Source organism: Streptomyces sp. CNZ301, from assembly GCF_004217425.1.
The window spans coordinates 2676179-2699033 of the sequence record NZ_SHLG01000001.1 but is presented as its reverse complement, the minus strand read 5'-3'; the positions used below and the strand labels follow the sequence as shown (position 1 = coordinate 2699033).

23 protein-coding genes are annotated in these 22855 nt (G+C 69.9%); 13 read left to right on the top strand and 10 right to left on the bottom strand.

The window, feature by feature from the left end:
• The first annotated feature begins 21 nt into the window (after window positions 1–21).
• Complete coding sequence (gene meaB / locus EV375_RS11515) at window positions 22–981, top strand: methylmalonyl Co-A mutase-associated GTPase MeaB (protein ID WP_130299361.1); 960 nt, start codon at window positions 22–24, stop codon at window positions 979–981.
• Window positions 982–1071: 90 nt separating this feature from the next.
• Here meaB and EV375_RS11510 read toward each other — a convergent pair whose 3' ends face one another.
• On the bottom strand, window positions 1072–1737 hold the full coding sequence (locus EV375_RS11510; RefSeq protein WP_130299360.1) for a PepSY domain-containing protein: 666 nt from the start codon (window positions 1735–1737) through the stop codon (window positions 1072–1074).
• 109 nt (window positions 1738–1846) lie between these two features.
• Between EV375_RS11510 and EV375_RS11505 the strand changes: the two genes are divergently transcribed.
• A complete protein-coding gene (locus tag EV375_RS11505; protein ID WP_130299359.1) occupies window positions 1847–2512 on the top strand; it encodes a response regulator transcription factor in 666 nt (221 codons plus the stop codon).
• Complete coding sequence (locus tag EV375_RS11500; protein WP_130299358.1) at window positions 2505–3968, top strand: sensor histidine kinase; 1464 nt, start codon at window positions 2505–2507, stop codon at window positions 3966–3968. Before EV375_RS11505 ends, EV375_RS11500 begins: the two co-directional genes overlap by 8 nt.
• 62 nt (window positions 3969–4030) lie before the next feature.
• Here EV375_RS11500 and EV375_RS11495 read toward each other — a convergent pair whose 3' ends face one another.
• From EV375_RS11495 to EV375_RS11475, 5 genes are all read right to left on the bottom strand, one after another.
• Complete coding sequence (locus EV375_RS11495; protein WP_130301611.1) at window positions 4031–5572, bottom strand: IS1182 family transposase; 1542 nt, start codon at window positions 5570–5572, stop codon at window positions 4031–4033.
• Window positions 5573–5678: 106 nt separating this feature from the next.
• Complete coding sequence (locus EV375_RS11490) at window positions 5679–6164, bottom strand: MarR family transcriptional regulator (RefSeq protein ID WP_130299357.1); 486 nt, start codon at window positions 6162–6164, stop codon at window positions 5679–5681.
• A 48-nt stretch (window positions 6165–6212) separates the two neighbouring features.
• Window positions 6213–6998 carry an AIM24 family protein gene (locus EV375_RS11485; protein ID WP_130299356.1) on the bottom strand — a complete coding sequence of 262 codons (786 nt, stop codon included), beginning with the start codon at window positions 6996–6998 and terminating at the stop codon, window positions 6213–6215.
• Complete coding sequence (locus EV375_RS11480) at window positions 6995–7645, bottom strand: AIM24 family protein (RefSeq protein ID WP_130299355.1); 651 nt, start codon at window positions 7643–7645, stop codon at window positions 6995–6997. The genes EV375_RS11485 and EV375_RS11480 overlap by 4 nt, the downstream gene beginning before the upstream one ends.
• The gene (locus tag EV375_RS11475) at window positions 7645–8283 is read right to left on the bottom strand and encodes an AIM24 family protein (protein WP_130299354.1); all 639 of its coding nucleotides are present in this window, start codon (window positions 8281–8283) and stop codon (window positions 7645–7647) included. The genes EV375_RS11480 and EV375_RS11475 overlap by 1 nt, the downstream gene beginning before the upstream one ends.
• Window positions 8284–8375: 92 nt before the next feature.
• Between EV375_RS11475 and EV375_RS11470 the strand changes: the two genes are divergently transcribed.
• Entirely contained in the window at window positions 8376–8765 is a 390-nt protein-coding gene (locus tag EV375_RS11470; RefSeq protein ID WP_486588423.1) for a DUF3817 domain-containing protein, read from the top strand.
• Window positions 8762–9076, top strand: coding sequence for an MTH1187 family thiamine-binding protein (locus EV375_RS11465; protein ID WP_130299353.1), 315 nt, complete (start codon window positions 8762–8764; stop codon window positions 9074–9076). Before EV375_RS11470 ends, EV375_RS11465 begins: the two co-directional genes overlap by 4 nt.
• Here EV375_RS11465 and EV375_RS11460 read toward each other — a convergent pair.
• Entirely contained in the window at window positions 9067–10086 is a 1020-nt protein-coding gene (locus EV375_RS11460; RefSeq protein ID WP_130299352.1) for a winged helix-turn-helix domain-containing protein, read from the bottom strand. The genes EV375_RS11465 and EV375_RS11460 overlap by 10 nt on opposite strands.
• 274 nt (window positions 10087–10360) lie before the next feature.
• Here EV375_RS11460 and EV375_RS11455 point away from each other — a divergent pair, with 274 nt between their 5' ends.
• The 4 genes from EV375_RS11455 (at window position 10361) to icmA (ending at window position 14493) form a co-directional block, all read left to right on the top strand.
• Window positions 10361–11644: an MFS transporter gene (locus EV375_RS11455; protein WP_130299351.1), complete on the top strand. Its 1284-nt coding sequence runs from the start codon at window positions 10361–10363 to the stop codon at window positions 11642–11644.
• A gap of 21 nt (window positions 11645–11665) precedes the next feature.
• Window positions 11666–12175: a MarR family transcriptional regulator gene (locus EV375_RS11450; RefSeq protein ID WP_130299350.1), complete on the top strand. Its 510-nt coding sequence runs from the start codon at window positions 11666–11668 to the stop codon at window positions 12173–12175.
• 189 nt (window positions 12176–12364) lie between these two features.
• Window positions 12365–12697: a DUF3817 domain-containing protein gene (locus EV375_RS11445; protein ID WP_130299349.1), complete on the top strand. Its 333-nt coding sequence runs from the start codon at window positions 12365–12367 to the stop codon at window positions 12695–12697.
• A gap of 95 nt (window positions 12698–12792) precedes the next feature.
• A complete protein-coding gene (icmA, locus tag EV375_RS11440) occupies window positions 12793–14493 on the top strand; it encodes a coenzyme B12-dependent isobutyryl-CoA mutase large subunit (RefSeq protein ID WP_130299348.1) in 1701 nt (566 codons plus the stop codon).
• Window positions 14494–14647: 154 nt separating this feature from the next.
• Here icmA and EV375_RS11435 read toward each other — a convergent pair whose 3' ends face one another.
• Window positions 14648–15277, bottom strand: a complete 630-nt coding sequence (locus EV375_RS11435; RefSeq protein ID WP_130299347.1) for a TetR/AcrR family transcriptional regulator — start codon at window positions 15275–15277, stop codon at window positions 14648–14650.
• Between the two features lie 312 nt (window positions 15278–15589).
• Between EV375_RS11435 and EV375_RS11430 the strand changes: the two genes are divergently transcribed.
• The 4 genes from EV375_RS11430 to EV375_RS11410 all read left to right on the top strand — a co-directional run bounded on the left by EV375_RS11430 (window position 15590) and on the right by EV375_RS11410 (window position 19817).
• Window positions 15590–16552 carry a tetratricopeptide repeat protein gene (locus tag EV375_RS11430; protein ID WP_130299346.1) on the top strand — a complete coding sequence of 321 codons (963 nt, stop codon included), beginning with the start codon at window positions 15590–15592 and terminating at the stop codon, window positions 16550–16552.
• 645 nt (window positions 16553–17197) lie between these two features.
• Complete coding sequence (locus tag EV375_RS11420) at window positions 17198–17815, top strand: DUF6230 family protein (protein ID WP_130299345.1); 618 nt, start codon at window positions 17198–17200, stop codon at window positions 17813–17815.
• 111 nt (window positions 17816–17926) lie between these two features.
• Window positions 17927–18550, top strand: coding sequence for a DUF6114 domain-containing protein (locus EV375_RS11415; RefSeq protein WP_130299344.1), 624 nt, complete (start codon window positions 17927–17929; stop codon window positions 18548–18550).
• 145 nt (window positions 18551–18695) lie between these two features.
• Entirely contained in the window at window positions 18696–19817 is a 1122-nt protein-coding gene (locus EV375_RS11410) for a hypothetical protein (RefSeq protein ID WP_486588422.1), read from the top strand.
• Window positions 19818–20021: 204 nt separating this feature from the next.
• On the opposite strand, the gene pyk is transcribed toward EV375_RS11410, so the two are convergent.
• Entirely contained in the window at window positions 20022–21449 is a 1428-nt protein-coding gene (pyk, locus tag EV375_RS11405; protein WP_130299343.1) for a pyruvate kinase, read from the bottom strand.
• Between the two features lie 62 nt (window positions 21450–21511).
• On the bottom strand, window positions 21512–22753 hold the full coding sequence (locus EV375_RS11400) for an acetate kinase (protein WP_130299342.1): 1242 nt from the start codon (window positions 22751–22753) through the stop codon (window positions 21512–21514).
• Between the last annotated feature and the right edge of the window lie 102 nt (window positions 22754–22855).

The following is a 22855-nucleotide window of genomic DNA, read 5'->3' as shown; positions in this document are numbered from 1 at the left end:
AAGGACAGGGGAGCGGCAAGCATGGCGGTGGACGTCTCCGAGCTGGTCGAGCAGGCGAGAGAGGGCCGGCCGAGGGCCGTCGCCCGGCTCATCTCCCTCGTGGAGGGGGCGTCCCCGCAGCTGCGCGAGGTCATGGCGGCGCTCGCGCCGCGCTGCGGCAACGCGTACGTGGTGGGCCTGACCGGGTCGCCCGGTGTCGGCAAGTCCACGTCGACCTCCGCACTCGTCACCGCGTACCGGCGCGCGGGCAAGCGGGTCGGCATCCTCGCCGTCGACCCGTCCTCGCCCTTCTCCGGCGGTGCCCTGCTCGGCGACCGGATCCGGATGGGCGAGCACGCCTCCGACCCCGGCGTCTACATCCGTTCCATGGCGACCCGGGGACACCTCGGCGGGCTGGCGTGGGCCGCGCCCCAGGCCATCCGTGTCCTGGACGCGGCGGGGTGCGACGTGGTGCTCGTCGAGACGGTCGGTGTGGGCCAGAGCGAGGTCGAGATCGCGGCACAAGCCGATACGAGTGTCGTGCTGCTCGCCCCTGGAATGGGGGACGGGATCCAGGCCGCGAAGGCCGGGATCCTGGAGATCGGCGACGTGTATGTCGTCAACAAGGCCGACCGGGACGGGGCGGACGCCACCGTCCGCGAGCTCAACCACATGCTCGGGCTCGGAGAGGCGCGGGCCCCGGGCGACTGGCGTCCGCCGATCGTCAAGACCGTCGCCGCGCGCAGCGAGGGCGTCGGAGAGGTCGTGGAGGCGCTGGAGAAGCACCGCGCGTGGATGGAGGAGCACGGGGTGCTGGCCGAGCGCCGCACGAAGCGCGCGGCGCACGAGATCGAGACGATCGCGGTGACGGCGCTGAGGGAACGCATGGGCGAACTCCGCGGCGGGAAGCGGCTCGACGCGCTTGCGGAGAAGGTCGTCGGCGGATCGATCGATCCCTATGCGGCGGCCGACGAGCTGGTCGCGGGCGTCACGGAGGCCTGAGGCGGGTTCTCGCCGCCAGGTTGTCACACGTGTGGGGTGCCGGGACCGCGGTCCCGGCACCCCACACGGCTGTCGTGGTCCGTGCCGTCGTCAGTCGTCCCCGTCCCGGTCGTCCCCGTCCCGGTCGTCGTCATCGTGGTCCGCCGCGGACTGGGTGATCTTGCCGGACCGGCCGTCGACGGTGAGTTCCGTCTCCTGGCCCTTGCCGCCCTTGCCGGTCGTCTCGACCTCCCACGTGGGGGCCTTCGCATCGTCGTCGAGTTCGACGGAGGTCACCGTGCCGCGTTCGGCGGCCTTGCGGGCCACGTCCGCGGCCGTGAGCTTCGAGCCGGGGTACGCCTCGTCGTCCCGCTCCGTCTTCTTGTTCAGGACCTTGTTCGTGTCCCCGTCCAGCCGGATCTCGTGCGACGTACCGCCTTCGGTCACCTCGACCTCCCAGACCGCGCCCCGTTCGCCGCCGTCCAGTTCGATGCCGGTGACGGTGCCGGGTGCGGCCTTCAGGGCCGCTTCCGCCGCCTCGGCGGCCGTCGTCCCGGTGCCCTGGGCCGCACGGATCTCGTCCTTGTCGTCGTCCCTGCTGTCGTCGTTGTCGTCCTTGCCGCTGTCGCGGTCGTCGTCGCGGTCGACGGAACGGTCCTCGGCACGGGCCGAGGAGGAGGCGGACCGCGTGGCGTCGTCGCTGGCGACCGCCGCGACGGAGCCTCCGCCGATCAGGGCCACGGCGGTGACGGTGGCGATGGCGAGCTTGCGCTTCATGGTTCCTCCCGAGCGGTTGCGTTGTGGGATCCACCGTGGCGGAAGGTTGCTGAAGGGAGCCTGAAGCCACCTGAAGATCACTTCAGGTTCGATGGGGGAGAGTGTTCCCATGCGCCTGCTGATCGTGGAGGACGAACGGCGGCTCGCCCTCTCGCTCGCCCGGGGGCTGAGCGCCGAGGGGTTCGCCGTCGACGTCGTGCACGACGGGAACGAAGGGCTGCACCGCGCCGGCGAGGGCACGTACGACCTGATCGTCCTGGACATCATGCTGCCCGGCATGAACGGGTACCGCGTCTGCGCCGCCCTGCGCGCAGCCGGCGACGAGACGCCCGTACTGATGCTGACCGCGAAGGACGGCGAGTACGACGAGGCCGAGGGCCTGGACACCGGGGCCGACGACTATCTGACGAAGCCCTTCTCGTACGTCGTGCTGCTCGCGAGGGTCAGGGCGCTGCTGCGACGGCGCACGCGCGGCGCACGCACCGTGCTCCGGCTCGGCACGCTCTGCGTCGACCCGGGCACCCGCGGGGTGAGCGTGGGGGAGCGGGACGTGGAGCTGACGGCGAAGGAATTCGCGGTGCTGGAGCATCTGGCGGTGAGGGCCGGGGAGGTCGTCTCGAAGGCGGAGATCCTCGAACACGTCTGGGACTTCGCGTACGAAGGCGATGCGAACATCGTCGAGGTGTACGTCAGCGCACTGCGCCGCAAGATCGGGCCGGACTGGATCGCCACCGTGCGGGGCGCCGGATACCGGCTGGTGGACGCCGGTGCGTAGCCTGCCCGTCCGTACGCGTGCGGCGCTGGGCGCGACCTTCGTGGTGGCGGTGGCGCTGGTGGCCGCCGGGATCGCGGTGGTGGGTGTGCTGCGGGAGGGCCTCGCCGGAAACGCGCGGCTTCAGGCGGAGGCGACGGCCCGGGAGGTGGCCGCGCAGGTCTCCCACGTGGACGCGTCCGCCATCGGCGAGGACGTCGACGGGCTCGACGACGACGCGGACGAGCCCGTGCAGGTCGTCGGCCCGCGCGGAGAGGTGCTCGGCGCGGCGGAGACCCTGCGCGGCATGGGCCCCGTCGCGGACTTCAACCGCCCCGAGCCCGAGGGGGACCGCGAGGAGCGCGACGACGACGGCGACGACGACGGCGACGGCGACGGCGACGGCGACGGCGGGGCCGACAGCGACAGCGAGGTGAAGACGCTCTCGCTCCCCACGGACGACGACGGTTCGGCCGAGGCGGACTTCACCGTGGCCGGAGTGCAGGGCAGCACCCGCGACGGAACCCCCGTCACCGTCTACGCGGGCGCCTCGCTCAAGGACCAGCAGGAAGCGGTCTCCTCCGTCACGCAGGCGATGCTCATCGGACTGCCGCTGCTGCTGCTGGTCGTGGGCGGTGTCACCTGGCTCGTGACGCGGCGGGCGCTGCGGCCGGTGGAGAGCATCCGCAGCGAGATGGCCGGGATCATGGCGAGCGCCGACCTCTCGCGCCGGGTGCCCGAGCCGCACGCACGGGACGAGGTCGCGCGGCTGGCCCGCACGACGAACGACACCCTCGCTGCCCTGGAGGCGTCCGTCGAGCGGCAGCGGCGGTTCGTCGCGGACGTCTCGCACGAGCTGCGCAGCCCCATCGCCTCACTGCGCACACAACTCGAGGTGGGCGCAGCGCACCCGGACCTGCTGGACCTGGACGGTGCGGTCCAGGACACCGTGCGGCTCCAGCAGCTCGCGACGGACCTCCTGCTCCTCGCCCGCCTCGACGCCGGCGAGCGCCCGGGGAAGGCCCGGGTGGCGCTGGGCGCGCTCGTACGGGAGGAGGTGGCGCAGCACCGGGGGCCGCACCCCGTACGCCTGGGGGAGATGACCGGCACCGAAGTGACGGGCTCGCGGGCTCAGTTGGCGCGAGTGGTGATCAATCTGCTGCAGAACGCGCAGCGGCACGCGGCGTCACTGGTGGACGTGTCCGTGCGGGAGACCGGGGATGCCGGAGGCCGGTGGGTGGAGCTGGAGGTCGGCGACGACGGACCGGGCGTGCCCGAGGCCGAGCGGGAGCGCATCTTCGAGCGTTTCGTACGTCTCGACGACGCCCGCAGCCGCGACGAGGGCGGCGCGGGGCTCGGTCTCGCCATCGCCCGCGATGTGGCGACACGGCACGGCGGGACCCTGACGGTCACGGAGGGCTCCCGCTTTGTCCTGCGGCTCCCGGCCGCGGCGCCCGGTGAAAAGGGCGTCGGACCCTAGGGCCGGACAGGGACAGTCCCTAGAAGACTGCTGAAGATCTTGGTTGATCCGGGTTGCCACCGTCAGGTGGTGGCCTGGATCTGCCAGGTGGTGCCGTTGTGATGGAGTCCGAGGTTGATGAGTCGGCGGAGATTGAGGGCGGCGGCTCGGGTGTGGATCCAGGTGTCGTTCTTGATGGTGCCGCGGTAGCGGAGTTTGCGGTTGCCGTGGTGGACGAGCCAGGCGACGGCGCGTTCGACGGGTGGTCTCCAGCGTCGGTAGTCGGCTTGCCAGTCCGTGTCAGCGGCGGCCTGGTGGCGGGCTTGAACGAGTAGATCGTGGTGCGGCCGGATGGTCAGGATGCGTCCGGTCTTGGCTTTGGTGCATCGCTGACGCAGAGGACATCCGGTGCACTCCTTGGCGAAGGTGGCCTTGCGCTGACGGTGCCGTCCGCTGGGATCGGTGAGGGGGACGGTGTGTCCCTGGGGGCAGGTCACCGTGCCCGCGAGGGTGTCGATGGCGAAGTCGTCGAGGGTGAAACCGCCCGGGACAGCAGGCCGCAGTGGCGCGGGCTTGAAGAACAGCCGGTGCCCCGATTGTTGGAGACTTTGACAGGCGGAACCGGTGGAGTAGGCAGTGTCGCCGAAGGCGTCCACCGGATCGTTTTCCTGGGCGAGCAGGTCGAGGCCGACAGCAGCTTCGTGGTGTTCGCTGCCGGTCGCGGGCCGGAGGGCGACTGCGGTGAATAAGCCGGTCTCGGGCTCGATGGCCAGATGGGCCTTGAAGCCGTCCTGCTGCTGGTGGCGGGTCTTGTGCGCGTGGCGGGACTCCGGGTCGACGGTGGAGATCATCCGGTCGTAAGCGGTGCCCTGGGTGATGCGCCAGCGCCCGTCACGCCCGTCGCTGTCATCGGCGGGTTCGACGTCCTGGCCGGCGACCAAGGCCAGGATGCCGACCGCATTCGCGGCCTTTTCACCGAGTTCCTGCTCGGGCAGATGACCCAGCAGCCGCAGTGCGTCACCGACCAGGGCGTCCACCAGCTCAGCTCGTGCCGCCTGGTCGTTCCAGGCGATACGGGGCTTGCCGGGATCGCTGTAGTCGTGAGCCCGACACTGCTGGTCGGCGACTGCCGGGGCGCCGGGGACCTCACGGATCACCGTCCGGATCGCGGCGACGATCTGGGTAACGGTGTCCTGGGTGGCCACCGCATCATCCAGCACCGTGGAGTCCAGTGCCCGACGGTGCTTGCCCTTGAGCACGCCGGTGGTCTTGATGACCTCGCGGACGGTCTCGAATACCCGGTTCGGCCGGGCCGAGCGGGCCAGCCTGCGGCGAAAGTAGGACAGCAACGACGGGTCGAAGGCCGTGTCGTGCAGGCCGAGTCCGCAGGCAGCCTTCCACCGCAGGTCACAGCGCAGTTCCTGAACCGTCTCGAAGTCCGACAGGCCATGAAGAGCCTGCAGCGTGACGGCCGCGGCCAGGATCTGCGGCGGCATGCTCGGCCGCCCGTTTGCCGAGGGGTACATGTCCGCGAACATTCCTGCCGGGAACAACCGTCCACGGTGCTCGGCCAGGAAAGCGAACACACTCCCAGCCGGGATCAACTCCCGGCAGGTCTCCCACACATCCGGACCGACCGTCTCCCCGACCCACTCCCCTTGAACCACACCAACGAGTCTGGCCCCACCGCTCAAACGACGAGGCCAGAACCCCAAGATCTTCAGCAGTCTTCTAGAACCTGCCGCGTTCGGCGCGGAGTTTCTCGGCCACGGGCAGGAGCGTCTCGTGCAGGTGCTCCAGGTCCTCGGGCGACATGCGGTCGATGAAGTGGCGCCGCACGGAGTCGACGTGATGGGGCGCGACGCGGCGCATCGTCTCCCAGCCGTCCTCGGTCAGCACGGCGAAGAGTCCGCGCTTGTCGGACTCGCAGTTCTCGCGGCGGACGAGACCCGCCTTCTCCATGCGCGTGATCTGGTGGGAAAGGCGGCTCTTGGACTGGAGAGTGGAGGCCGCGAGGTCACTCATCCGCATCCGGTGTTCCGCTGACTCGGAGAGGTTGACGAGGATCTCGTAGTCGTTCATGGTCAGGCCGAACGGCTGGAGGTCGCGCTCCAGCTGGTACATGAGCAGGCGGTTCACGTCCAGATGGATGCGCCACGCTCTCTGCTCGTCAGCGGTGAGCCAACGGGTGCCGTTGGTGCCGTTCTCGGGGTCCATGCATGAGACTTTACCCAGCGCCCGTACAGATGTGCGCGGGTCCCGTACTCACAGCCCGAACCTTCGCTGCAGGCTTCCGAGCTGGCCCGGGAGCTGCGGGGTCTGCCCGCCGTGCTGGCCCCCGTGCTGTCCGCCCTGCGGGCCTCTGCCCGGGACTCCGGCCTCGTTCGGCACCGCACCCGTCGCCTGCTCCGCCATGAGCGCCTCGCTCGACTGGATCAGGACGGTGCCCGAACCCACGAACTCGAACTGGTGCTCCTCGCCGGAGGCGCCGCCGATGCCCGTCATGGCCCTGATACCGCCCAGTACGCCCTTGAGGTAGCCGTGGTCGTAGTGATGGCACGGCGAGGGGCAGTCCGCCCAGCCGACCAGGGCCTGCGGGTCGACGCGGACGGGCGGCTCGACGAAGTGCACCGCACCGTTGGAGGCGGCGACGAACTTGCCCGTCCCGATGAGCGTGAGGAACCCCGGGATGATCGACTGCTTGAGCGACAGCGTCGGCTCGAAGGCCAGGAGGTTCCCGGAGCGCACCGTGAGGTTGCCGTCCTCCAGGTCGTAGGAGTTGACGTCGAAGGCGCGGTCGGCGAGCAGCATCTTGCCGTGGCCCTCGGCGACGACCCAGTCGGCCGCGTGCAGGGGGGAGTGGAAGCTGGTCGCGACGAGGGCGTCGAGATGGCCGTGGCCCACGCCGCTGAAGTCGATCTGCCCGTAGTAGGCGATCATCTTGCCCTTCTGCAGGAACCACTGGCCGTTGAGTTCCACGCAGAAGGTGTAGGAGTTCACGTTGTCGTCGGACGGCAGGGTCGTGACGTCCAGGATCTGCGGGGCGGTCACAGCTTCTCCTCACTGGCCTGAACGAACACGGCGCCGTTTCCTGACAGTTCGAGCTGGAAGGCTTCGCCCGAGCCGCGACCCACCATGTCGCGCCAGCCGAGGGCCGTGGAGAGCTTGTTCCGCACGTCGCCGTGGTGCGCCACGTACGCCTGGGGGTCCACGTGCACGGGACGGTCGGGGGTGATGGGCAGCTGGATGACGCCGCCGTGCGCCATCACCGCGACGGAGCCCTTGCCCCTGAGCGTCGTGGTGAACAGACCCTGGCCGGTGACCTGGCCGCGCACCATGCCCATCACGCCGCCGTCGGAGCCGAGGAAGAGCGTGCCCTGCTCCAGCGTGCCGTCGAAGGCGAGGAGACGGTCGGCCTCGACGCAGAGGGTGTCACCGTCCAGTTGGATCACCTCGACGTGGTGACCGCCGTGGCCGAACATCACGGTTCCGTTTCCCTCGACCGTCATCAGCGGTGTCGCCTCGTTCGCCACGCGGCGCCCGATCATGGACATCACGCCGCCCTGGCCGCCCTGCATGCTGGGTGTGAAGCGGACGTCCCCCTTGTACGCGATCATTGCGCCGCGCTGGCTGAACAGCCGCTGACCCGGTTGCACTTGGGCCTCGACCATCTTGCTGCTGATCTCGCGGAACGGCATCACACCTCGCCCCCGATCGTGTTGCGCTCGCTGGGCTGCACGTAGACCAGCCCGTCCCCCTCGAACCGGATCTGGAAGGACTCGCCCGAGCCTTCGCCCATGAACGTGCGGAAGTTGACCCCGGACTGGAAGTGCTGCTGGAGGTTGCCCTGGTGCGCGATGTAGGCGCCCGGGTCGACCTGGAGCGGCATGCCCTGCGCGACCCTCAGGACCACGGCCGGCCCGTCCGACATCAGGGCGGCCTGCCCGGTGCCCTCGACGGTGGTCGTGAACAGCCCGTTCCCCTGGGAGGCGCCGCGCAGCCCGGTGAAGCTGGTGCCCGTGCGCAGGCCCGCGTCGGTGCAGAGCAGGTTGCTCGCCTCGACGTGCAGCGTCTCGCCGTTGAGCTGGACGAGGTTGATCTCGCTGGCGCGGTCGGCGAAGTAGCACGTGCCGTGCCCCTTCACCTCCATGACCGTCATCTGCTCGCCGGTCAGTCGCCGGGTCACCATTCCCCGCAGGCCCTCGCCGCCGCCTGACATCTTCTTGAACGCCATCTCGCCGTCGTAGGCGACCATGGAACCGTTCTTCGCTTTCACGGCGTCGCCGCTCATCGAGACGGCGAGCACATGCGGACTGTGAAGTCGGAACTGAGCCACACACGAAACCTACCCTGGGCTGGGCGAGGCCGGGCAAGGCTGCCGCAATGGGCAGCGCTTGTGCATCACTTCACAAACAAGCGAGGTCTCCCGTGTCGATCCTGGAATCCCCGACCGGCCTGCCGCCGAAGTCGGTCTCCGCCCTGCGCCGCCTCCGTCTGGTCTCCACTCCGGAGGCGCTCTCCTTCCTGCTGCTGCTCGTCTGCTCCGTGTTGAAGCGGACCACCGAGTTCAACGCCGTGCCCGTGGTGGGCGCCGTGCACGGTGGGCTCTTCGTCCTGTACGTGCTCTTCTGGGCCGACGCCTGGAACCGCGTGCGCTGGCCGCTCGGCCGGGCCGCCTTGATGTTCGTCCTGTCCGTGCTGCCCGCCGGTGGTTTCTTCGCCGACAAGGCACTGCGGCGCGAGGAGGAGGCCGGCGTGATCGCCGCCCGCGCCCGCAAGGAGCAGGACTCGCGGCGCGTGAACGCGGAGAAGCCGTGATCGTCGCCTTCTCCGTGACGCCGCTCGGGGTGGGCGAGGACGTCGGGTCCTACGTGGCGGACGCGGTGCGCGTCGTGCGCGAATCGGGCCTGCCGAACCGCACCGACGCCATGTTCACCTCGCTGGAAGGCGATTGGGAGGAGTGCATGGACGTCGTGCGCAGGGCGGTCGCGGCCGTCGAGGCGCGGGCGCCGCGCGTCTCGCTCGTCCTCAAGGCCGACATCCGGCAGGGCGTGACGGACGGGCTCACCTCGAAGGTCGCGTCTGTGGAGCAGCAGCTCAGCGGCGGCGGGGAGCCCGGTCAGGGCTGAGAGCCGCCGCTTCCGGCGAGCAGCGCGATGCCCAACGGCGTGCGCTCGTAGAGCACTTGATGATGCACGCGGCGCGAGGTGAGAAGTCCGGCGTCGCGCAGCGCCGAGAGGTGCGCGGAGACCGATGACGGGGCGAGTCCGAGGCGGGCGGCGAGCGCCGTCGTCGAGGCGGGCTCCTGCAACTCGCCCAGTATGGCCGCCCGGTTGGCGCCCATCAGACGCGCCAGCGCCTTGGCCGCGTCGGGTGTGGGCCGCTGCCACAGGCCGCCGACGCCGCGTGCGGGATAGATCACGGTGGGCTGCCAGGGCTGAGCGAAGCCGCTCACGACGTCCGGCCAGATGAACGCGCTGGGCATCAGCAGCACACCGCGGCCCCTCAGCTCCTGCACCATCGGCGCGCGGGACTTGGTGCGCACCGACAGAGTGCCGTCGCGCCACGTCAGCCCGGGACGCAGGTCGGCGAAGAGCCCCTCCAGGCCTTCCTCGGCCAACTGCCGTGCGCGGTGGGCGATGTCGGCCTCCAGCAGGTCCCGCATCCGCGGCCAGTCAGGGGCGACCAGCGCCTCCCAGGCCCGCTCCGTGAGGTCGGCCAGCTCCCGCACGGCCCGCGCCGGGTCGGCGAGCATCGCCCGGCCGCGCGCGGACTCGGCGGCTCCCGGCGTGCACGCCAGGGAGCGGGCGATCTCCTGCCGGGCCAGGCCGGGGTCGACGGTCCGTACGCGCGCCAGCTCGTCGCCGAAGGAGACCGCGGTACCCGTTCCGCCGGTCGCGGTCGGCGGCGGACCGAGGAAGTCCGGCGTGTATCCGGTCTGCTGGGGCATCAGCAGCCACAGCGGGGTCAGGTCGAGCTCCGCGAGCGCCTCGTGGATCCTGCGCAGCCAGGGCAGGTGGTAGCTGTGCCGGTCCGTGCGGCGCAGCGTGCGTACGGCCTCGTGGGTCTCGCACAGCGGCGACAGGGCGAAGCGGCAGCGCAGCAGATCGTCCGTGCCGAACTGAAGGTGCAGTGCCATGGCCGCCCCGCTTCCGGTCCCGTCTCCGGTTCTTGTCCCTGGCCGTATGGCCGGTCTTGTGGCTGGTTTCGCAGCTGGTCTTGTGGCTGGGCCTGCGCCCGGGCTCGTCCCCTGGGCCGGTGTCCGCGCGGGGCGCTGAACTCCGGCTTCGCTGCTCCCGGCTTCGCTGTTGCTCGCTTCGGCGTTCCCCGGCCTCGCCGCGCCTCCGGCCGCCGGGGATTCGTCCCGTGCCGAAAGACTAGAGAGCCCGGCCCGGCGGCGACAGAGTTGCGGCATGACCTCTCAGCAGGGCTACCGCGCGGTTTTCCGGGTGCGGGAATTCCGGTTCGTCTTCGCAGCGCACGTGCTCTCCCTGCTGGGAGGCGTGGTCTCGCACGTTGCGCTGCCGGTGCTCGTGTACGAGCAGACCGCCTCGCCCCTGATGGCCGCCCTCACCTTCGGGCTCGGGTTCATGCCGCAGGCACTGGGCGGCGCCCTGCTCGCGCCTGTCGCCGAGCGGTACCCGGGGCGCCCGGTACTGGTCGGCTGCGACCTGGTCTGCGCGGTGGCCGTCGCGGCGATGACGGTGCCGGACGCGTCGCCGGCACTGCTGCTCGTCCTGCGGGCGGTGACCGCGTTCGTGCAGCCGCTCTTCGGGGGCGTACGCGCGGCCGGGCTCGCCGAGATCCTCGCGGGCGACGCGTTCGTACTGGGGCGCTCGCTCATCAGGATCTCCGCGCAGGCCGCGCAGATCGCCGGGTTCGCGGCCACCGGCCTGCTTCTGATCGTGCTGCCGCCCCGTGGAGCGCTGCTGCTCACCGTCGCCGGGTTTCTCGCGTCGGCCGCGCTGCTGCGCTTCGGCAGCGCCCGTCGCCCTCCGGCGGCCGTGGAACGCACCCGCGGCGGCACTCGCGCCCTCTTCGCCGACAGGCGCGTACGTGCGCTGCTCGCGCTGTGCTGGCTGCCGCCCGCCTTCGTCGTCGTACCGGAGGGACTGGCGGCCCCTTACGCCGCGGAGACCGGTGCCGGGTCCGTCGGTGTCGGCCTGCTGCTGGCGGCCATGCCGGTGGGCGGCGTCGCCGCCGAACTGGCCGTGGGGGCGTTGCTGAAGCCCGCCTCCCGGGAGCGGCTCGTGCTGCCGCTCGCGGGCACCATGCTGCTGCCGTTCCTGCTCTTCGCGTGGCGGCCGGGGCTGCCGCTGGCGCTGGTCGTGCTCCTCGTCGCCGGGACGGGCGTGGCCTCCACCCTCGGCCTCGACCGCTGGTTCTTCGACGCCGTCCCCGAGGAGCTGCGGGCACGCGCCATGACGGTGATGACGGCGGGGCTGATGACGGTGCAGGGCATGGGAATGGCCGCCGGCGGCGTTGCCGCGGAGTTCATGCCGCCGCATCTGGCGATCGTGGCCGCCGGCGTCGTCGGGACGGCGTGTGTGCTGCTCGCAGTGGTCGCGGTGCGCGCGGCGCGGAAGGCGGGGGAGCCGCGGCCCGGGGACGTGCGGGATGCGGCGGGGCCGAGCGCGAACGCCGGTGAGGACGGTCCCGGGAGACCGGCTGCTGAGACACCTATGGCCGGCATGTGAGCGGCTACTAGGGTTTACCGCGTGTCGAAGCCTCTCAGTCTGACGTTCGATCCCATTGCCCGCGCCGACGAGCTCTGGAAGGAGCGGTGGGGGTCCGTGCCGTCCATGGCCGCGATCACCTCCATCATGAGAGCGCACCAGATCCTGCTGGCCCAGGTCGACGCGGTGGTCAAGCCGTACGGACTCACCTTCGCCCGGTACGAGGCGCTGGTGCTGCTCACCTTCTCGCGGGCCGGCGAACTGCCGATGTCCAAGATCGGTGAGCGTCTGATGGTGCACCCGACGTCGGTCACCAACACCATCGACAGGCTCCAGAAGTCCGGCCTCGTCGACAAGCGCCCCAACCCCGACGACGGGCGCGGCACGCTCGCCTCCATCACCGACAAGGGCCGCACGGTCTGCGAGGCGGCCACGCGGGAGCTGATGGCGGTGGAGTTCGGCATGGGTGCCTACGACGCGGAGGAGTGCGGGGAGATCTTCGCGATGCTCCGCCCGCTGCGTGTGGCGGCTCAGGACTTCTCGGAGGAGTAGCGCCTGTCCGGCTCGGGGAGCAGGGCCTGTCGGGCCGGTCTTCCCGGGCCTGCGAGAAGACCGGCCCGACATGCCCCGGCGCAGGTCGGCAGGGCGCCGGCCGCACGGCCGCTCCGCCGGTCCCGCTCGCGCCGGTGCGTGCCGGGGGCGGAGGAGGGGCCCGTGGAAGGGCCCGTTACGCTCGTGCTCATGAAGAAGTCCGTACTGACCCGGTACCGGGTGATGGCCTACGTCACCGCTGTGATGCTTCTGGTGCTGTGCGCCTGCATGACGTTCAAGTACGGCTTCGGCATGGGCGAGGACCTGACCTTCGTGGTCTCCCAGACGCACGGCCTCCTCTACATGATCTACCTGGTCGTCGCCTTCGACCTGGGCCAGAAGGCCCGCTGGCCGTTCGGCAAGCTCCTGTGGATCCTGCTCTCCGGGACGATTCCCACCGCCGCCTTCTTCGTCGAGCGGAAGGTGGTGCGCGAGGTCTCGCCGCTGGTGGAGGACGGGCGCACCGCCGCCGCCGAGGCGTAACAGCCACCCCGCGGACCCCCGCGGGTCTCTTCGTTCGCACCCATCACCGAACGATCGGTCGACAATTACTTGGACGTCCAAGTAAATTCGACGGTATGGACGCACACGCGATTGAAGAGGGCCGTCGCCGTTGGCAGGCCCGGTACGACGCCGCCGGCAAGCGGGATGCCGACTTCACCACGCTGAGCGGCGACCCGGTGGCGCCGGTCTACGGGCCCCGCGCCGGGGACACGGTGGAGGGCTTCGAGCGGATCGGCTGGCCCGGCGAGTATCCGTTCACGCGTGGCCTGTACCCCACCGGCTACCGGGGCCGGACCTGGACGATCCGGCAGTTCGCCGGCTTCGGCAACGCGCAGCAGACCAACGAGCGCTACAAGATGATCCTGGACTCCGGCGGTGGCGGGCTGTCCGTGGCGTTCGACATGCCGACCCTGATGGGCCGGGACTCCGACGACCCGCGCTCGCTCGGCGAGGTCGGACACTGCGGCGTTGCCATCGACTCCGCCGCCGACATGGAGGTGCTCTTCTCCGGGATCCCCCTCGGCGACGTCACCACCTCGATGACGATCTCCGGCCCCGCGGTGCCCGTCTTCTGCATGTATCTGGTCGCGGCCGAACGTCAGGGCGTGGACCCGGCCGTGCTCAACGGCACCCTGCAGACGGACATCTTCAAGGAGTACATCGCCCAGAAGGAGTGGCTCTTCCAGCCCGAGCCCCACCTGCGGCTCATCGGCGACCTGATGGAGCACTGCAGCCGAGGCATCCCCGCCTACAAGCCGCTGTCGGTCTCCGGCTACCACATCCGGGAGGCCGGCTCCACGGCCGCGCAGGAGCTCGCGTACACGCTCGCCGACGGCTTCGGGTACGTCGAACTGGGCCTGAGCCGCGGCCTCGACGTCGACAGCTTCGCACCGGGCCTGTCCTTCTTCTTCGACGCGCACGTCGACTTCTTCGAGGAGATCGCCAAGTTCCGCGCCGCGCGCAGGATCTGGGCCCGCTGGATGCGCGACGAGTACGGGGCCACCAGCGAGAAGGCGCAGTGGCTGCGCTTCCACACCCAGACGGCGGGCGTCTCGCTGACCGCGCAGCAGCCGTACAACAACGTCGTGCGTACCGCGGTCGAGGCGCTCGCGGCGGTGCTCGGCGGCACCAACTCCCTCCACACCAACGCCCTGGACGAGACGCTCGCCCTGCCCAGCGAGCAGGCCGCGGAGATCGCGCTGCGCACCCAGCAGGTGCTGATGGAGGAGACCGGCGTCACCAACGTCGCTGACCCGCTTGGTGGTTCGTGGTACATCGAAGCGCTGACCGACCGCATCGAGGCCGACGCGGAGAAGATCTTCGAACAGATCAAGGAGCGCGGCCGCCGTGCCGTCCCGGAAGGGAACCACCCCATCGGGCCGATCACTTCGGGCATCCTGCGCGGGATCGAGGACGGCTGGTTCACCGGCGAGATCGCGGAGGCCGCCTTCACCTATCAGCGGGCGCTGGAGAAGCAGGACAAGAAGGTCGTCGGCGTCAACTGCCACACCTCCTCGGTCACCGGCGACCTGGAGATCCTGAGGGTCAGCCACGAGGTCGAGCACGAGCAGGTCCGGGAGCTGGGCCGGCGCCGCAAGGAGCGGGACGAGGCTGCCGTGTCCGCCGCCCTGGCCACGATGATGGAGGCCGCCCGCGGCGACGCGAACATGATCGAACCCATGCTGGACGCGGTGCGCGCCGAGGCCACGCTGGGCGAGATCTGTGACGCGCTGCGGGACGAGTGGGGCGTCTACACGGAGCCTCCCGTCTTCTGACCGGTGGCCGGGCGGTGACGGTCGGCTGTGGTGGTGCCGCTCTGTACTGCGCGATCTCCGGCGCGGCCGCCCGGACGCTCACTTCGGACGGAGGGACGCCGCCGCCTTCCGGCTGCCCGCAGGAGGTTTGCGGCAGCGGGCGGCCTTCCGCACGTCAGGGGGAGGAGGCGGCCGCAAGGCCGTGGAGGAACAGTGAGGTGAAGCGGCCGGCCCACTCCGCGTCGACCGGCTCCGCGCTGACCAGCGTGCGGTGCACCACCGCTCCCGCGATGACGTCGAAGATCATGTCGACCAGCTGCGCGTCCTCGGCGGGGTCGGCGGAGTCGGCCGGCAACTCGCCTCGTGCCTGGGCCCGTTCGCGGCCCTGGAGCACGAGCCGCTTCTGCCGTTCGACGATCGCCTCGCGGATGTGGTCACGCAGGACGGCGTCGTGGGTGGATTCCGCGACGACCGCCATCAGCGAGGCGTTCGTGCCGGGCCGCTGCAGGAGGTCGGCGAAGGCGAGCACCACGCACTCGATGTCGGCCCGCAGGCTGCCGCAGTCGGGCAGTTCGAGTTCGTCGAAGAGGGCCGCGACCGCGTGGACGACGAGTTCGCCCTTGTTCGCCCAGCGCCGGTAGAGGGTGGTCTTGGCTACACCCGCCCGTGCGGCGACGTGCCCCACGGTGAGCTTGCTCCAGCCCACCTCGACCAGTGCCTCACGTGTCGCTTCCATGATCGCGGCGTCGGCCTCGGCGCTGCGCGGCCTGCCGGCGCGGCGGCGCGAGGGCTCGGAGGGGGGCATGCCGTCAGACCATACCGGGCGGTCTGCCGCGGCGGACGGCGGGATCCGGGCATTCGCCGCCCGGGCAACCGGAATGACACGAGCACGCGAACGGGAGCCAGGATCCGAACGGGAGCCAGGACCCGGACGGGAACCGGACCCGAATGCAACCGGAACAGGATGCGGGGGGCTTGCGCGAGGGGACCCCGTAGCAGTTACGCTACGAACCGTATCGGAAAATGGGGGCGCTTTCCGGTGCGACGACCACGACCACAGCCGGACGGGGACCCGGCGAGGCACACAGCACGGCGGGAAAGGGGGGAGACTGGACTCATGCAGCCACGCAACATGTCCATGAGCGGAGTGGTCGACCTCTCCGCGGTGAAGGCGGCCGGTGAGGCCAAGCAGAAAGCAGAGCAGGCCAGGGCGCGCTCGGCGGCGCAGGGCGACGCCGGCGCCCCGGTGAGTCTGGTGATCGACGTCGACGAGGCGGACTTCGAGGCGAAGGTGCTCCAGCCTTCCGCCGAAGTGCCCGTCGTGATCGACTTCTGGGCCGAGTGGTGCGAGCCGTGCAAGCAGTTGTCGCCCGTGCTCGAGCGCCTGACGCGGGAGTACGCGGGGCGCGTGCTGCTCGCGAAGATCGACGCCGACAAGAACCAGATGCTGATGCAGCAGTTCGGCGTCCAGGGAATCCCCGCGGTGTTCGCCGTCGTGGCCGGTCAGGCGCTGCCCCTCTTCCAGGGTGCCGCTCCCGAGGCACAGATCAGGCAGACGCTCGACCAGCTGATCCAGGTCTCCGAGGAGCGCTTCGGTATCACGGGCCTGCAGGGCGCCGTGGCCGACGAGGGTGCCGAGGAGGCGCAGCAGCAGCCCTCGGAGCCGGAGGACCCGGCGCTTGCGGCGGCCCAGCAGGCCCTGGACACGGGTGACTTGAACGGTGCGGTTCAGGCGTACAAGAACGTCCTGTCGACCGACCCCGGCAACACCGAGGCCCGGGTCGGCCTCGCGATGGCCGAACTGCTCGGCCGTGTGCAGGGTCTGGACGCGCAGCAGGTGCGCAAGGACGCCGCCGACCGCCCGTCCGACGTTGAGGCCCAACTCCGGGCGGCAGACCTGGACATGGCGGGCGGTCACGTGGAGGACGCGTTCGGCCGGCTTGTGGAGGCCGTGAAAAAGTCCGCGGGGGAGGATCGGGAGACTGCGCGTCTGCGGCTGCTCGAGCTCTTCGACGTGATTGGCGCGGAGGATCCACGGGTAGTCACGGCGCGTAGTGCCCTCGCACGCGTGCTGTTCTGACCGGAGCGTGCGGAGCCGCACCTTCGGTCACGACAGATGGATTTAGCGACATCAGCGGCTGTGTTTTGCCAAAACTTGGCAATCACAGTCGCTGTTACTCGCAGTAAATGCCCCTGCGTGCTTTCTTCTTGGATGTCCGGTTGGTTCCCGGTTCCTTCCCCCAGGGGTGACGACCCTGTGTGTCTGCCCTATGCTGATCGGCCGCCGACCGGTTATCTGGCCGTTACTCACTGGTAACGCACCCCCTTGTGCGCAGCCTTCGGATAGACCACGATCGGCCAAGCTCGGTCCATTGCCCGCAGCCCGGCAACCATTCGGTGCCTTGCAGGCTTTGGATCCCCACCGAGCAGGACCGGCACGCAAGCTTGAGCTCCACCCAGTAACACCGCCGGTTCTACGGACAGGGGGGTCTCTGCCGAAACCGGCAGGGCCTGTCCGAACAAAGCAGGTTGCGCGAGAGCGTGGCCAGTGGTTGTCGCTCGGGGGTGATCGCCGACAGCTCGGACGTGACGTACCCGTACGTCTGTCGATGACGGCGCTCTCCTTCCCGAGGACGTAGCACTTCTCCCATCCCAGGTCAGGGAGCGGGCCGTTGAGGAACGGTCCGTCCAGGCCGGAGATGTACGTCCGAGAAGGAGGAAAGTCATGGAGTCCCTGGCTCGTGGCGGGACCAGATGGAAGCGGTTCGCCGTCGTCATGGTGCCGAGCGTCGCTGCCACCGCAGCGATCGGTGTGGCACTTTCGCAGGGTGCGCTGGCGGCGTCGTTCAGCGTCTCCGGCCAGCAGTTCAAGGTCAGCGCCGACCGCCTGGACGGCAAGGGCTTCGTCCAGTACGGCGCCGTCGACTCGACGAAGGTCGGCAAGAAGCCCGTCGCAGTCGTCGGCTTCAACGAGGCGAAGATCAGGAATCTTTGCCAGTCCGTCGTCGTGCCGGTTCCGGCGTTCGGCGACGTGACGATGAAGCTGGGCGCCGGCGCCGATCCGGCGACACCGGTCGAGGCCAAGAAGCTGTACATCGATGCCGATGACATCGCGGCCAACGCCCAGTTCAACAACATCGACATCGGCGTCGCGGCGGACAGCACCTCGAAGGGCCCCGGCCCGAACAAGGGCGACAAGTACGCGCCGGGATCGTTCGCCCAGCAGGCAGACAGCGCGACATTCACGGATGTCAAGCAGCGTGCCTGGGCGACCACCGCCGGTACTTTCAAGCTCAGCGGCCTCAAGATGGCCGTGAAGAAAGGCAAGAACGAGTGCTACTGATGCGCACTCGCTGACCGGATGGGTGTGGCGCGGCTGCTCCTTGCCGCCCCGCACCCATCCGGTCTGCTCCACCAACGCAAGCTTTGTGCCAGTCCCGAGGAGCTGTACGACATGAGCGCCGAGACGCGACAAAGGCTGACGACCGGATTCGGCCAGAAGCGCAGTTCGTTCCGGGACTGGCGTGGACAGCGCCCGTTCTGGGGCGGACTGCTGACGCTGCTCGCCGGCATCCCCATCATGTACATCCCGTATCACAACCTCACGTTGGGCTCCTTGACGATCCGGATGTCGACGACAGCGGGCGCCGGCTCGCTGATCATCGGCGCCCTGCTCATCGTGCTCGGGTTGACGATGTGGTTCCAGCCGCATTCTCGGGTGTTCGCCGGTATCGCGGCGATTCTGCTGTGCCTGGTCTCCCTGGTCGTCTCGAACTTCGGCGGCTACATGATCGGATTCCTGCTGGGTCTGATCGGTGGGGCGCTCGGTGTCTCCTGGGGGCCGGGAAAGCCCCTGGCGAAGCGAGAGGCTGACGGTGATGAGCCCGGGGACGCCAACTCGGCCGCCCGCACGGCACCTTCGAGCCCCACTTACTCCTCGTCGCCCACCGACGCGGACAGGGACTCGGACATCGGCCGTCCGAAGGGCACGGCCCAGGACGACCTTTCAGTCTTTGGAACGGCTTCGTCGACCGGAGCCGATGTGAACCACGGGAACGGGAGGCACCGTGCCGGGTGACGAGGTTCAGGAGGAGGCGGTGCCGTCGGCGCAAGAAGCGCCCGACGCCGGCCGCGGGAGAATCGGACCGCGTCACGCGGCTCCGAGGAAACCGCTGCTGAACCGCCTGCATGTCCCCGCGGGTAAAGCGATAGCCATCGCCGCCATGCCGTCCGCGGTCCTGATGGGCATGGGGCTGACGCCTCAGCTCGCCAGCGCCAAGCCGTTGCCCAAGAACCCCTTCAAGGGCGGCGCCTGCGTGTCCCAGCCCGACAAGGACGAGGACGCGGAGGAGAAGGCCAGGGAGAAGGCCGAGAAGGAGGCCAGGGAGAAGGCCGAGAAGGAGAAGCAGCGGGACGACGCCGATGGCGGTTCCGACTCCTCCAAGCCCGGCTCCGGAACCTCCGAGCCTGAGCCCAGCCCGTCCGGCGACAGCGGCGGCAGTGGCGGCAGCGGCGGGTCGGAGGACCCCGAGCCCAGCCCGTCACCGTCCGACCCCGGCGAGGACGAGGACGAGGACGGCGGCGGCCTCCTGGGCGGTGTCGGCGACGCGCTCGGCGACATCCTCTCCCCCGAGGAGAAGGCAGCGGAGGAGGAGAAGGAGGAAGAGGAGAAGGCCTCTTCCTCCTCCGAGACCTCCACCAAGGCGGACGAGCCGGTCGGCGACGCCGTCGACAAGGTGGGCGACGGCCTCAAGGACACCACCGACGAGCTCGGCAAGGGTGTCGAAGAGGTCGGCAAGGGCGCCGCGGACAAGCTGCCTTCGGCCGGCGAGGACGAGGCCGGGAAGGAGAACGCCCGCAAGGACGGCAAGGACTTCCCCTGTGTCGAGGAGAAGAAGTCCGCCGGGAAGGACGAGCAGACTCCGAACAGCCTGCCCAACGAGCCGTGGCAGCTGAAGGCCAGTTCGCTCGGTCTGCACGGCCTGGACTACGAGGGCGTCGTCAACATCCGCACGCAGGACGGCAGGACCAAGCAGGCCCTGAAGTTCACCGCGAGCAGCCTCGACATCGGCGACCTGCACCAGATCGTGAAGGGCCCGGACGGCACCAACTACCACGTCCAGGCTGCCAAGGGCTCCACCTCCACGATCCGTGGCGGCAAGGTGACGATGTACACCGAGGAGCTCAAGGGCAACCTGTTCGGGCTGATCCCGATCGTCTTCGACCCGGAGCACCCGCCGCCGCTGAACATCCCCGAGGCGTACTTCACCAACGTCGAGGTGAGGCAGGCCGGTCAGTTCGGAGGCAACCTGACGGTCCCCGGTCTGCACCAGAGCATCGACTGAGCCGCCCGCAGCCGTTCACCGGGAGCCGCCGCACAGCAGGGCCCGCGACCTCAACGAGGCCGCGGGCCCTGCTCGTTGCGTTCCGCGGGCGTGAGCCGCGCGGGAGCCGTGTGCGGGGGAGACGGCCTCGGGAGAGACGGAAGCGGGCCCGTGGCCGGGAGAACCGGCCACGGGCCCGCAGCAGTCGGGGTCGGGCGTGCCCGGTCAGCCCCCCGAGCCGCCCAGGTGGTGCACCCGGACCATGTTCGTGGTGCCCGGGACACCGGGCGGGGAGCCCGCCGTGATGAGCATCGTGTCGCCTTCGTCGTAGCGCTGGAGCTTCAGCAGTTCCGCGTCGACCAGTTCGACCATCTCGTCGGTGTGCTCCACGTGCGGCACCACGTACGTCTCCACGCCCCAGCTCAGGGTGAGCTGGTTGCGGGTCTCGGGCTCGGTGGTGAAGGCGAGGATCGGCTGGCAGGCCCGGTATCGGGAGAGCCGGCGGGCGGTGTCGCCGGACTTGGTGAACGCCACGAGCGCCTTGCCGTCCAGGAAGTCCGCCATCTCGGCCGCCGCGCGTGCCACCGAACCGCCCTGCGTGCGGGGCTTCTTGCCCGGCACGAGCGGCTGCAGGCCCCGGCTGAGCAGTTCCTCCTCGGCCGCCTCCACGATCTTCGACATCGTCTTGACGGTCTCCACCGGGTACTGGCCGACGGAGGACTCCGCGGACAGCATCACCGCGTCCGCCCCGTCCAGGATCGCGTTGGCGACGTCGGACGCCTCGGCGCGCGTGGGACGGGAGTTGGTGATCATCGACTCCATCATCTGGGTCGCGACGATCACCGGCTTGGCGTTGCGGCGGCACATCTCGATCAGCCGCTTCTGCACCATCGGCACCCGCTCCAGCGGATACTCGACGGCCAGGTCGCCGCGGGCCACCATTACGCCGTCGAACGCCATGACGACGTCTTCCATGTTCGCGACGGCCTGCGGCTTCTCGACCTTGGCGATCAGCGGGACGCGCCGGCCGACCTCGTCCATGATCCGGTGCACGTCGCGCACGTCGGACGCGTCCCTGACGAACGACAGCGCCACCATGTCGCAGCCCATGCGCAGGGCGAAGCGCAGGTCCTCGATGTCCTTCTCGGACAGCGCGGGGACGTTCACCGCCGCACCCGGCAGGTTGATGCCCTTGTGATCGGAGATCACGCCGCCCTCGATCACGATGGTGCGCACATGCGGACCGTCGACCTCGATGACCTGGAGGGCCACGTTGCCGTCGTTGATGAGGACCGGGTCGCCCTTGGTGACGTCTCCCGGCAGCCCCTTGTACGTGGTGCCGCAGATCGTCCTGTCACCCTCGACGTCCTCGGTGGTGATGGTGAATTCCTCGCCGCGCACCAGCTCGACGGGACCCTCCGCGAAGGTCTCCAGGCGGATCTTGGGGCCCTGGAGGTCGGCAAGTACGCCAACCGCCCGGCCGGTCTCCTCCGCGGCCTTGCGGACGCGGTCGTACCGCTCCTGGTGCTCCGGCTGGGTGCCGTGGCTCATGTTGAATCGGGCCACGTTCATGCCGGCCTCGATCAGCGTTTTCAGCTGCTCGTAGGAGTCGACGGCTGGGCCCAGGGTGCAGACGATTTTGGAACGGCGCATGAGGACGATCCTAACGGTTTGTTCAAATGCGGAACGTATCGGGGGTGAAGTGGATCACGAGTTCAGTGACGAGCCGGTGAACCCGCCTCGCTGACCAGCGCGTAGGTCTGCTCTGCGATCTCCAGCTCCTCATCGGTCGGTACGACGGCCACGGCGACGCGGGCGCCCTCGGGTGAGATGAACCTGGCCCGCCGAGCGGCCGGGCCCTCCCGCTCCGCCTGGTTCCTCTCCTCGTCCACACGCAGCCCCAGGCCCTCCAGGCCGGCCAGCGCGGCCCGCCGTACCGGAGCGGAATTCTCGCCCACTCCGGCGGTGAAGGCCACGGCGTCGACGTGCCCCAGCACGGCGGTGTAGGCGCCGATGTACTTCCTGAGGCGGTGGATGTAGATGTCGAAGGCGAGCCGGGCTGCCTCATCCCCTTCCTCGACGCGGCGGGTGATCTCACGCATGTCGTTGTCGCCGCACAGACCGACCAGCCCGCTCCGCTTGTTCAGCAGCTCGTCGACCTCGTCGACGGACATGCCCGCGACCCTCACCAGGTGGGAGACCACGGCGGGGTCCACGTCGCCGGAACGGGTACCCATCACCAGGCCCTCAAGCGGGGTCAGCCCCATCGAGGTCTCCACGCAGCGGCCGCCCCTGACGGCGGACGCGGAGGCCCCGTTGCCCAGGTGCAGCACGATGACGTTGACCTCGGCGGGGTCCTTGCCGAGCAGGGCGGCGGTCTCGCGCGAGACGTACGCGTGCGAGGTGCCGTGAAAGCCGTAGCGGCGCACGCGGTGCTCGTCGGCCGTGGTGGTGTCGATGGCGTACCGGGCGGCGTGCTCCGGGATCGTCGTGTGGAAGCTGGTGTCGAAGACGGCGACCTGAGGCAGGCCCGGGTTGAGGGCACGGGCGGTCGTGATGCCCGTCAGATTGGCCGGGTTGTGCAGCGGAGCCACCGGGATCAGACGCTCGATCTCCGCGAGCACGGCGTCGTCGACGAGCGTGGGCCGCGTGAAGGTCCGCCCGCCGTGCACCACGCGGTGCCCGATCGCGGCCAGCTGCGGGGAGTGCGGACCGAACCCGTCCGCCTCCAGCTCCTCCGAGACCGCACGCAGCGCCGCCTCGTGGTCCGCGAACTCCTCGGCACGCTCCCGGCGTTCACCTCCTGAAGCCAGCGGACTGTGGAGCAGACGCGACTGCTTCTCGCCGATGCGCTCCGCGATCCCCGCGGCCAGGCGTGTGCCGTCGGCCATCTCCAGAAGCTGGTACTTCACCGAGGAGGAACCGGAGTTGAGTACGAGGACGCGGGTGGCGGTCACGGGGTGCTCGGCTTTCTGCGTGGTTCTGCGGCGGTGGCGGGGCGGCGTGCGGCATACGTGCGCGGGCGGCGGCCCGCGCACGACGATATCGCCGCGGGACGT

Excerpts from the sequence above, each read along its gene's own strand:
- EV375_RS11430 (WP_130299346.1), top strand. The coding sequence starts at position 15,590 with ATGCAGCCACGCAACATGTCCATGAGCGGAGTGGTCGACCTCTCCGCG.
- EV375_RS11460 (WP_130299352.1), bottom strand. The coding sequence starts at position 10,086 with ATGGCACTGCACCTTCAGTTCGGCACGGACGATCTGCTGCGCTGCCGC.
- EV375_RS11455 (WP_130299351.1), top strand. The coding sequence starts at position 10,361 with ATGACCTCTCAGCAGGGCTACCGCGCGGTTTTCCGGGTGCGGGAATTC.
- EV375_RS11445 (WP_130299349.1), top strand. The coding sequence starts at position 12,365 with ATGAAGAAGTCCGTACTGACCCGGTACCGGGTGATGGCCTACGTCACC.
- EV375_RS11505 (WP_130299359.1), top strand. The coding sequence starts at position 1,847 with ATGCGCCTGCTGATCGTGGAGGACGAACGGCGGCTCGCCCTCTCGCTC.
- EV375_RS11490 (WP_130299357.1), bottom strand. The coding sequence starts at position 6,164 with ATGGACCCCGAGAACGGCACCAACGGCACCCGTTGGCTCACCGCTGAC.
- EV375_RS11480 (WP_130299355.1), bottom strand. The coding sequence starts at position 7,645 with ATGCCGTTCCGCGAGATCAGCAGCAAGATGGTCGAGGCCCAAGTGCAA.
- EV375_RS11415 (WP_130299344.1), top strand. The coding sequence starts at position 17,927 with ATGAGCGCCGAGACGCGACAAAGGCTGACGACCGGATTCGGCCAGAAG.
- EV375_RS11420 (WP_130299345.1), top strand. The coding sequence starts at position 17,198 with ATGGAGTCCCTGGCTCGTGGCGGGACCAGATGGAAGCGGTTCGCCGTC.
- EV375_RS11435 (WP_130299347.1), bottom strand. The coding sequence starts at position 15,277 with ATGCCCCCCTCCGAGCCCTCGCGCCGCCGCGCCGGCAGGCCGCGCAGC.
- EV375_RS11510 (WP_130299360.1), bottom strand. The coding sequence starts at position 1,737 with ATGAAGCGCAAGCTCGCCATCGCCACCGTCACCGCCGTGGCCCTGATC.
- pyk (WP_130299343.1), bottom strand. The coding sequence starts at position 21,449 with ATGCGCCGTTCCAAAATCGTCTGCACCCTGGGCCCAGCCGTCGACTCC.
- icmA (WP_130299348.1), top strand. The coding sequence starts at position 12,793 with ATGGACGCACACGCGATTGAAGAGGGCCGTCGCCGTTGGCAGGCCCGG.
- EV375_RS11410 (WP_486588422.1), top strand. The coding sequence starts at position 18,696 with ATGCCGTCCGCGGTCCTGATGGGCATGGGGCTGACGCCTCAGCTCGCC.
- meaB (WP_130299361.1), top strand. The coding sequence starts at position 22 with ATGGCGGTGGACGTCTCCGAGCTGGTCGAGCAGGCGAGAGAGGGCCGG.